Annotated in this window: 7 protein-coding genes and 1 pseudogene; 5 read left to right on the top strand and 3 right to left on the bottom strand. The window is 71.5% G+C overall.

Annotated features, from left to right (window positions below):
* The 3 genes from K4B79_RS46370 to K4B79_RS46360 all read left to right on the top strand — a co-directional run.
* A partial coding sequence (locus K4B79_RS46370) for an NAD-dependent epimerase/dehydratase family protein (protein ID WP_232033505.1) occupies nt 1–728 on the top strand: 728 nt, incomplete at its 5' end.
* 34 nt (nt 729–762) lie between these two features.
* The gene (locus K4B79_RS46365; protein WP_232033504.1) at nt 763–1,896 is read left to right on the top strand and encodes a DegT/DnrJ/EryC1/StrS family aminotransferase; all 1,134 of its coding nucleotides are present in this window, start codon (nt 763–765) and stop codon (nt 1,894–1,896) included.
* Nucleotides 1,897–1,928: 32 nt separating this feature from the next.
* Nucleotides 1,929–2,687: an HAD family hydrolase gene (locus K4B79_RS46360; protein WP_232033503.1), complete on the top strand. Its 759-nt coding sequence runs from the start codon at nt 1,929–1,931 to the stop codon at nt 2,685–2,687.
* Here the strand turns inward: K4B79_RS46360 and K4B79_RS46355 are convergent.
* From K4B79_RS46355 to K4B79_RS46350, 3 genes and pseudogenes are all read right to left on the bottom strand, one after another.
* Nucleotides 2,638–3,387, bottom strand: coding sequence for a substrate-binding domain-containing protein (locus tag K4B79_RS46355; RefSeq protein WP_232033502.1), 750 nt, complete (start codon nt 3,385–3,387; stop codon nt 2,638–2,640). The genes K4B79_RS46360 and K4B79_RS46355 overlap by 50 nt on opposite strands.
* 171 nt (nt 3,388–3,558) lie before the next feature.
* A pseudogene (locus tag K4B79_RS48810) lies at nt 3,559–3,687 on the bottom strand (LacI family DNA-binding transcriptional regulator); the annotation flags it as partial.
* A gap of 266 nt (nt 3,688–3,953) precedes the next feature.
* The gene (locus K4B79_RS46350; protein WP_232033501.1) at nt 3,954–4,919 is read right to left on the bottom strand and encodes an alpha/beta hydrolase family protein; all 966 of its coding nucleotides are present in this window, start codon (nt 4,917–4,919) and stop codon (nt 3,954–3,956) included.
* 187 nt (nt 4,920–5,106) lie between these two features.
* Here K4B79_RS46350 and K4B79_RS46345 point away from each other — a divergent pair, with 187 nt between their 5' ends.
* Both K4B79_RS46345 and K4B79_RS46340 read left to right on the top strand, forming a co-directional pair.
* Entirely contained in the window at nt 5,107–5,703 is a 597-nt protein-coding gene (locus tag K4B79_RS46345) for a TetR/AcrR family transcriptional regulator (protein WP_232033500.1), read from the top strand.
* Nucleotides 5,704–5,898: 195 nt separating this feature from the next.
* A complete protein-coding gene (locus K4B79_RS46340) occupies nt 5,899–9,324 on the top strand; it encodes a S8 family peptidase (RefSeq protein WP_232033499.1) in 3,426 nt (1,141 codons plus the stop codon).
* Nucleotides 9,325–9,538 lie beyond the last annotated feature (214 nt).

Raw genomic sequence — 9,538 nt, 5'->3', positions numbered from 1 at the left:
CCGCCGCGCGCAGGGCAGGAGCCGAACGCTTCGTCCTCGTCTCGTCCGCCAGCGTCTACGGGATCGCGAACGACGGGCCGGTGCACGAGACGTCCACCCTGAAACCGATCACGGTGTACGGCGAGACCAAAGCGCGGGCCGAGGACATCGTGCGCGGCGAGGCCGCGGGGGCGATGACCGCCCTGGCCCTTCGGCCCGCGGCCCTGTACGGATACGCGCCGCGTCAGCGCCTGGACCTGACGGTCAACCTCCTGACCAACCACGCCGTCAACCGGGGCGGTGTCGAGGTGTTCGGCGGCGAGCAGCTACGGCCGACGCTCCACGTGGCCGACCTCTGCGACCTGCTGCTGGCGGCCCTGGAGCATCCGCTGCGCGACACCGGACTCGCGGTGTTCAACGCCGCGCGCGAGAACGCCACCGTGGCCGACATCGCACGCCGCGTCGTCGGCGCGGTCAACTCCCGCCGCGGCCCGGCGCACGCCCTGGCGACGCTGTCCACGACCCCCTCGGACGACCGTCGTTCCTACGCCATCGACAGCACGCGGGCACGTGAGGCGCTGGGGTTCGCCCCACGGCGCACGTTGGAGGGAGCGGTCGCCGAGCTGTGCGCGGCGTTCGCCGACGGGCGGCTGCCCCGCCCACTGAGCGACGACCGGTACTTCAACGTCAGGAGAACACAGAGTTCGCTCGGCCTGCTGAGCGCGGAGCCGACGGCCGAGCGCCGCTGATCCCCGTACCGACGACGGAGGAGAACACAAACCGATGAAGGTACCCTTCGTGGATCTCGCGGTCCACGACCCGCAGCTGCGGACGGAACTGCTCGCCGCGATGGAAGGTGTCCTGGTCCGCGGCGACTACGTTCTCGGCCGCGAAGTAGAAGAGTTCGAGCGGGAGTTCGCCGCGTACTGCGGTGCGGAACACGCCGTGGGCGTCTCCTCGGGGACCTCGGCACTCGTCCTCTCCCTGCGCGCGGCCGGAATCGGCGCCGGCGACGAGGTGATCACCGTAGCCAACTCCTTTCTGGCCACCGTGTCGTCCATCCTGCTCGCCGGAGCCCGTCCCGTCCTCGTGGACGTCGCCGACGACGAGAACATCGACGTGGACGCGGTGCGCGCCGCGATATCTCCCCGGACACGCGCCGTTCTGGCCGTTGACCTCCGCGGCTACCCCGCCCGCCTCGACGAGCTGCGCGAACTGGCCGACGACCACGGTCTCGTGCTGCTCGACGACGCCTCGCAAGCGCACGGGGCGCGGCTCCACGGTCGGCCTGTCGGCACCCAGGCCGACTTCTCGTGCTTCTCCCTGCACCCCCTGAAGAACCTGCCGGCACCCGGCGACGCGGGAGTGATCCTCACCCGTTCCCGGGAATCCGCGGAGCGGCTGCGGGCCTGGCGCAACCACGGCCTGGCGGACCGGGGGTTCGCGGCGGTCCTCGGCGACAACGCTCGTCTCGACAGCATCCTGGCGGCGGCACTGCGGGTCCGCCTCGGGCGACTCGATGGCGACAACAGCCGCCGCGTGGCGACGGCCCGGACCTACGACGACGCCTTCGCCGACCTGCCGATCACCCTTCCTCCGCGCGCCCCCGGCCATGTCTCCGTCGTCCACCACTATGTGATCCAGGTCCAGGACCGCCCCGCACTCCTGCGCTCCCTGGCGGACGCCGGTGTCGACGCACGCGTGCACTACGAGGTCCCGGCGCACCGCCAGCCCGCCTTCCGGGACCAGGTCGTCGTGCCCCGGCCGCTGCGCAGAACGGAGGAGCAGGCCCGGCGCATCGTCTCGCTGCCCTGCTCGCCCGCCCTGACGCAGCCTCAGGTCGACCTGGTGATCGAGGCGGTCCGGCTCCACTACCACCAGGCACGGGTTTCGACGGAACGCCTCGAAGCCCGATGAGTTCCACGCCCCGAGGCGAGCGGAAGGACCCCATGACCGGATTGCCCGACCACATCACCACGTGCCTGTTCGATCTCGACGGAGTCGTCATCCGTACGACGCATCTGCACAATGCCGCCTGGGAGCGGACGTGCAACGAGTTCCTGGCGGGCTGGACGGCGGCCGGAGGCACACCGGTCGCCCCTTACGACCCCGACGACGACTACCGTCTCCATATGGACGGCAAGCCGCGTGTCGACGGAGTGCGGTGCTTCCTCGCCTCCCGCGGCATCACGCTGCCCGTCGGCCGTGAAGACGACCCGCCGGGTACCAACACGCTGACCGGGCTCGGCCGGCGCAAACACGAGCTGTCCCGGCAGCTGATCCAGGAGCACGGCGTGCAGTCCTATCCGGGCTCGGTGTCCTATCTGGCCGCGGTGGCGGGACGGGGACTGAAGGTCGGGCTCGTGACGTCGAGCGGCAATTGTGAGCCGCTGCTGGCGGCGGCCGGCCTGTCGGACGTGTTCCCCGTGCGGGTCGACGCGCGGATCGCGGCACGGGACGGTCTGCGGGGCAAGCCCCACCCCGACACCTACCTGGCGGGCGCGTCCAGGCTGGGTTCCGCCGTCGAGGAGACGGTGGTCTTCGAGGACGCGGTGGTCGGCGTCGAGGCGGGCCGCGCGGGGAGGTTCGGGTATGTGGTGGGCGTCGACCGGGCGGGGCGTCCGGAGAGTCTGCGCGAGAGGGGAGCGGATGTCGTCGTCAGTGATCTGGCGGAACTGCTGGCTTCCGATGCCCCGGCCCGGGGATGACCGCGACCTCACCGATGGGCTGCGGCGACAGCAGGCGGATCTCCGGCGCGGCGGGTCCCCCCACCTGAGCCGTGACCATCCGCACGGCCGCGCGGCTGATGTCACTCACAGGAATACGAACCGTCGCGATGCGTTCATCGAACGAGCGGGCCGCGTCGTCCGGGAGGACCGCCACCACTGACACGTCCCGCGGAATCCGTAGGTTCCGGCGTTCCAGTTCGAGCAGCACCCGGCTGAGGGCGGCCTCATTGTGCACCACGAGCCCCGACATCTGGGGCATGCGCTGCAAGAGCGCCTCGACACGCTCGCGCGGATTGTCGGCGTCCAGTTCGCAGGGGGACCAGGCCACGGTCAACCGGTGAAGGCCGGCGGCGTGTTGGAGCCCCGCCAGGAGTGACTGGGCGAACTTGGTGCCCCGTTGGTAGACGGACGCGGGTGAACCGATGAATCCGACATGCCGCCGACCGAGCCCCGCGAGATACTCGGCCGCACGCGCCCCCGCCAGAGAGAAGTTGAAGTCGACGCAGTGCAGTTCCCCGGGATCGTCGGGCAGGCCGATCAGGACGGCGGGGTGGGGCCTGTGCCGCAGGAGAGGCGCTCGTGGATCGGCACCCTCCACGTCCATGACGATGATCGCGTCGGCCAGCCGCTGCGCGGAGACCTGCTGAAGGGCACGGCCGTCGTCGTCCTCGGTGAACAACAGGGTGTGGTAGCCGAGAGACCTGGCCCACCGGGAGATGCAGTCGATGAACCCCATGATGATGGCGAGGTCCACCCCCGGACGGGTCGGCGCGAAGAGGGCGATGTCCTTCCGTCTCTGTCCCGGACCGACCGGCCGCCCGGTCGTGAGGAGAGGTTTCGGGACATACCCCAGTCTGCGCATGCTCTCCTCGACCCGGTGACGCGTGGTGTCGGATATACGCCGCTTCCCGCTGATGGCGTAGGAGACGGTGCTGGGTGAGACACCCGCATCTCGTGCGACCTCATGGATGGTGACCAAGAGCCTTCCTCGCGATCGACTGGTGGGGTGAGCGGGGGGTGGAAGGGGTCAGGCCCTCATGCTTCGTTGACTCCTTTCAGTCGTCCAGGACCTTTTCGGCCGTCCCGGCCCGGGAAGGGTGCTTGCCTCCCTTCGTGCGCCCCTGTCCGGTCTGCCCGGAACCGGCTCGCCCCGCCACGGCTCGTTCCCTCGGCTGCCTCGCCGACCCGTGCGTCCGTGTGAGTCGTACGCGCTCGCCGACCTTGCCGCCGCCGACCTTGAGGGGGCTATTTCGCCTCGACTCGGCCCACCGGATCGGGGCCGGTGGTGAGGGCCTCGCACGCGGTGTGCCAGGCGGAGGCGGCGCCGGGGAGAAGCTGGGTGCGGAGGTAGGCCGCGGTGAGTTCGGCGAGGGCGGCGACCCGCCGGGGGTTCTCGTCGGTGGTCTCGGCGGCGTCGTATCCGGCGATGCCGCCGAGTCCGTGCTCCGCGTCGAACAGGGTGAGCAGGGTCTTGGGGCCGGGGGAGAGGGTGTAGGGGTCGGCGTGCCAGTCCGGCCCCATGTCCGTGAAGTGCCGGGGGTCGTCCTTGTCGCCGGCGACGACCAGGGTCGGTGTGGTCATGGTGGAGAAGTCGACGGCCCCGATGATCGGCCACTGCTCGGCCATGGGTCCGTTGAGGACGTCGCCGCCCCTGCCGGGTGCGGCGAGCAGCACGCCTGCCTTGATCCGGCGATCGAGGAGGCGCACCACGTTGCCGGTGCCGGGGTCGGTGATCCCGGCACCCAGGAGGAGGGCGGCGGTGAAGCCGCCGAGCGAGTGTCCGGCGAGGGCGGTCCTGTCGGGGTCGATCCGCCCGGCGAGCTGCGGCACGGTGCTCTCGATCACGTCCATCCGGTCGAGGATGTGGGTCATGTCCTCGGCGCGGGAGCGCCAGAAGTCGGGGGCTCCGGGGGCGTCGGCGACCAGGTCGGTCAGTGTCCTGGAGGTGAGGTGGGTGGGCTGGACGACGACGAATCCGTGGGCCGCCCAGAAGTTGGCGAGCGGCGCGTAGCCGTTCAGCGAGGAGAGGTTGTTCGAGGGACCGTGGCCGTGGGAGAGGAGGAGGACGGGAAGGCCGGTACCGGTGGCGGGAGCGGAGACGCGCACCTGGAGGTCCACGGGACGTCCGGGTATGGAGAGGACTACAGGGCTGAAGGACAGGACCGGAACGGGTGTGGCCAGGGCGGTGGTGGTAGTGGTGTCTGTGCTCACGGTGTGGGCTCCCTTTCGGTGACACCTGCCCTCCGCCGGTCTCCTGCGACCGGAGGAGGGCAGGCGGGCAGGTCGTCGGAAGCGCCCCGCTTCGGCTAACCTGAAACGGAACAACGCTCCACTTAGTGGTGGGTTCAGTATTCGGAGCAACGCTCCGTTTTGTCAACCGGTGTCGAAGGAGTACGTGATGGCCACCGAGGGCCACGCAGGGGAGCCGCCGTCGCGCGGCAAGCGGGCCGACGCCCAGCGCAACCGCCAGACGGTGCTCGCCGCCGCCGCCGAGGTGTTCGTCGCCTCCGGTGTGGACGCGCCGATCCGTCAGATCGCGGCGCGGGCGGGCGTCGGGATGGCCACGATCTACCGCCACTTCCCGACCCGGGCGGATCTGGTCACGGCCGTCTACCACCACCAGATCGAAGAGTGCGCCGAGGCCGGCCCCACCCTGCTGGCCACTGCCGACTCACCGTTCGACGCACTGCGCCAGTGGATCGACCTCTTCGTCGACTTCCTGGTCACCAAGCACGGACTCGCCGACGCCCTGCAGTCCGACAGCGACCGCTTCGCCGCGCTGCACACCTACTTCCTCGACCGCCTGCTGCCCGTCTGCGCCCACCTGCTCGACGCGGCGGTCGACGCCGGCGATATCAGGCCCGGCACGCAGCCCTACGAGCTGATGCGCGGCATCGGCAACCTCTGCGTCGGACGCGACAACGACCCCCGCTACGAACCCCGCCGCCTGATCGCCCTCCTGCTCCAGGGGCTCCAGCACCCCCACGCACCCTGACACCGACGAGCGACACCGGGACCTGCTCCCTCCGCCGGACGGCCAGACCGGTGACCCGGCTGCCCTGACACATGTCAGGACCGCCGCGCATGGACTCCCTGTGATGCTTCGACCGTCAACGGCGCGCAGGGCCGACACGACATCCGTGCGCCACCGGTCTTGACGAAGTAAGTGCACACAAACGGGGGGACGCACGTGGGATCCACTGCACACGCGAGAACGGCGACTCTGGCCGCCGTTCTCGCGGGCGCGCTGCTCACCGGGGCAGCACCGGCCGACAGCCATCCGGCGCGGGCCGCCGGCTCCGCCGCGCACGAGGGGACGACTCCTCCGGCGAAGGCGAGGCCGCCGGCGACCGTCACGCTGATCACCGGCGACCGCGTCGCCGTCGGCTCCGACGGCCAGGTCGTCCGGCTCGAGCGCGGCAAGGGCCGCGAGGGAATCGGCATCTCGGTCCGGCGCGAGGCAGGCCACACCTACGTCGTCCCGCAGGACGCCCTGCGCCTGGTCGCCGACGGCGTGCTCGACCGCCGCCTCTTCGACGTCGCACACCTGGTCAAGGACGGATACGACGACGCGCACCGCACCGCCCTGCCGCTGATCGTCGGCTACCGCCAGGAGCGCGCCGCCGCACGGTCCTCCGCCGACTCCCGCGCCCCGTTCGAGGGCGTGGCCCTCCGGGAGCGCCGCGCGCTGCCCGCGGTGGGCGGCGAGGCCTTCGAGGTGCCCAAGTCCGGCGCCCCGGCGCTGTGGGCGGCCGTCACGGGCCGCTCACCGGCCCGCACGGCAAACAGCACGGCAAACAGCACGGCAAACAGCACGGCAGGCAGCACAGCAGGCAGCACGACAGACAGCGCGGCCGCAGGCGCGAGATCCGCCCCCGCGAGCCCCGTCGCCCATGTCTGGCTGGACGCGAAGGTCCGGGGCGCCCTGGCCGAGAGCGTGCCGCAGATCGGCGCGCCGACCATGTGGAAGGCGGGCCACACCGGCAAGGGCGTCAAGGTGGCGGTCCTGGACACGGGCGTGGACCAGACCCACCCGGACCTCCAGGGCGCCGAAGTGGCGCAGAAGAACTTCAGCGAGTCACCCGACGAGGAGGACCGCTACGGGCACGGCACGCACGTGGCCTCCATCATCGCCGGCAGCGGCGCGAAGTCCGGCGGCCGCTACAAGGGCGTCGCCCCCGACGTGCAACTGCTCGACGCCAAGGTCCTGGACGACGACAACACCGGACTGGCCTCGAACATCATCGCCGGCATGCAGTGGGCCGTCGACCAGGGCGCGCAGGTCGTCAACATGAGCCTGGGCTCCCTGGACACCCCGGGCACCGACCCCAAGGAGGCGGCCCTCGCCCGGCTCTCCAGCAAGGCCCTGTTCGTCGTGGCCGCGGGCAACGCGGGCGACGGGGCCCGCACCATCTGGTCGCCCGGCAGCGCCCCCGAGGCGCTCACCGTAGGAGCCGTGGACAAGGAGGAGGCGATCGCCGACTTCTCCAGCCGCGGCCCGAACCTCGACGGCACACCCAAGCCCGACATCACCGGCCCCGGCGTCGACATCACCGCCGCCCGGACCACGCAGAGCCACCAGCCCCCGGGCGAGGACTACGTACCGCTCTCCGGCACATCGATGGCCACCCCGCACGTCGCGGGCGCCGCCGCCCTGGTGCTCCAGCAGCACCCGGACTTCGACGGGGCCCGGGTGAAGGCGCTCCTGACCGGTGCGGCCGAGCCCAACCCGCTGCTGAACGCCCATCAGCAGGGCGCCGGCCGGGTGGACCTGGAGCGCGCGGCCACCGCCGTGGTCGTCTCCGAGCCCGGCTCCCTCGGCTTCGGCACGCAGGCCTGGCCGCACACCGACGACACACCGGTCTCCAAGACCCTCACCTACCGCAACCACGGAACCAAGGCCGTCACCCTGAGCCTGAGCGCGTCCGGCACCGACTCCTCCGGCCATCCCGCCCCGGCCGGCATGTTCACCGTCAAGGACGCCCGGCTCACCGTTCCGGCCGGCGGCACCGCACAGACCACCGTCACCGCCGACACCCGCCAGGGCACCGTCGACGGCGTCTTCGGCGGCAGCGTGCTCGCGTCGGGAGACGGCCAGCAGGTACGCACCGGTCTCGTGGTCGACCGGGAGGTGGAGTCCTACGACGTCACGGTGCGGCACATCGGCACCGACGGCGCCGTCCCGGGCACCTACGCGACCACGATCAGGCCCGCCGACGGGAGCGGGAAGAGCGTCGAGCTCCCGGAGACCGAGGACGGCACCGTGGTCCAGCGGATGCCCAAGGGCTCCTACCAACTGGAGGGCCTGGTCTTCGGCAAGGACAACGAGCTGGGCTTCTTCGTCCAACCCGTTCTGGACGTGACCAAGAACGTCATGGTCACCCTCGACTCCCGCAAGGCGAAGCCGTTCGTCGTGCGGGTCCCCGACCCGGCCGCGCAGCTCGTCACCTCCGTCGTCGGCTACGGCGACCAGGCCTCCGGCGCCTCCAACTCCTGGTCCACCAGCGGTGTTCCGCCGATCCGCACCGCCGCCCTCGGCCCGGCGTCCGACACCATGCGGGCCCAGTTCAACGGCGTCTGGAAGACACCCGGCAAGAACGTCGACTACCGGCTCGCCTTCAACCGCGAGGGAAGCTTCTTCACCGGCCTGGACCGCACCCTCACCCGGGCCGAACTCGCCGAGGTGAAGCTCGGCTTCGGGGCCTCCGTCACCGGGGCCGAGGGCCAGGTCCACATCACGCCGATGGACGAGGACGGATTCACCGTCAACATCCACGAACCACCGCTGCGGAACCTGCCGTATGCCACCACCCACTACCTCACCACCACCGGCGTGCGCTGGTCCTGGCAGGCCGCGCAACTCAACGCCGACGGCGAGGCGCGCATGACCTACACGAAGGAGTGGGTGAGCTACAAGCCCGGCTCCAGCCACACGCTGCGGTTCAACACCGGTGTGGTCGGCCCCGATCTCGCCGCGGGGAGCCCGGAGCAGCAGGGCGCCGAACGGACCGGTGACCACATCAGCGCCAGGATCCCGCTGTTCAACGACGGCAGCGGCAACCAGGGAGACTCCGCCGTCACCGGCGGCTTCGCCCGGCTGGAATCCGGCGGGCGGATCCTCGGCGAGGGCCCGGCCAGCGACTGGCTGACCGCCGAAGTCCCCGCCGCCTCCGCCCCGTACCGCCTCACGGTCCAGGCGAACCGCGCCGCGGAGGACACCTCCACCAGCACGCGGGTGGCAGGGGTGTGGACCTTCACCTCGGCCCGGCCGGCCTCGGACGGCACGACCAGGCTGCCGCTGTCGACGGTACGGCTGGCTCCCGAGCTCAGCCTGCGCGGCACGGCTCCGGCGGGCAGCACCCTCACGGTCCCCCTGAAGCTCAGCGGCGCGGCCGCCGCGGCCGGGCAGGTCGCCACCCTGACCGTGCACATCTCCTACGACGACGGCCGGACCTGGAAGCCGCTCACGGTCACGACCGACGCGCAGGGCGCCCGCTCGGTGACGGTCAAGCACCCGGCCACCGCCGAGGCCGTCTCCTTCCGGGTGGACCTGAAGGACAAGGCCGGCAACACCGTCCGCGAGACGATCACCAACGCGTACCGCCTCGCTCCGTGAGCCGACTGTGCCACGGCCCACCGCCCGCCTCCGGTCAGGGGGCGGGCGGTGGCGTCTCCGTGCGCTGTGCGGCGATCGGGCGGGCGGCAGGCGGGCGGCGGCGACACAGGGTGTCGGTCACCTGTCGGGCGCTGTCGGTCGGTTGTCGGTCCCGCGTGGGCGGGGCCTGACAGGTTTCCGGAGGCGGCCGTCCGGAGTCCCCGGACGGCCCGAT

It is taken from the genome of Streptomyces lincolnensis, from assembly GCF_021173675.1.
In the GTDB taxonomy this organism is placed as follows: domain Bacteria; phylum Actinomycetota; class Actinomycetes; order Streptomycetales; family Streptomycetaceae; genus Streptomyces; species Streptomyces lincolnensis_B.
The sequence above is the reverse complement of the archived record's forward strand: the minus strand, read 5'-3'. Positions and strand labels throughout refer to the sequence as shown.

Bases quoted from the DNA above. Each gene is read 5' to 3' on its own strand.
- K4B79_RS46365 (WP_232033504.1), top strand. From the start codon at position 763: ATGAAGGTACCCTTCGTGGATCTCGCGGTCCACGACCCGCAGCTGCGG.
- K4B79_RS46360 (WP_232033503.1), top strand. From the start codon at position 1,929: ATGACCGGATTGCCCGACCACATCACCACGTGCCTGTTCGATCTCGAC.
- K4B79_RS46345 (WP_232033500.1), top strand. From the start codon at position 5,107: ATGGCCACCGAGGGCCACGCAGGGGAGCCGCCGTCGCGCGGCAAGCGG.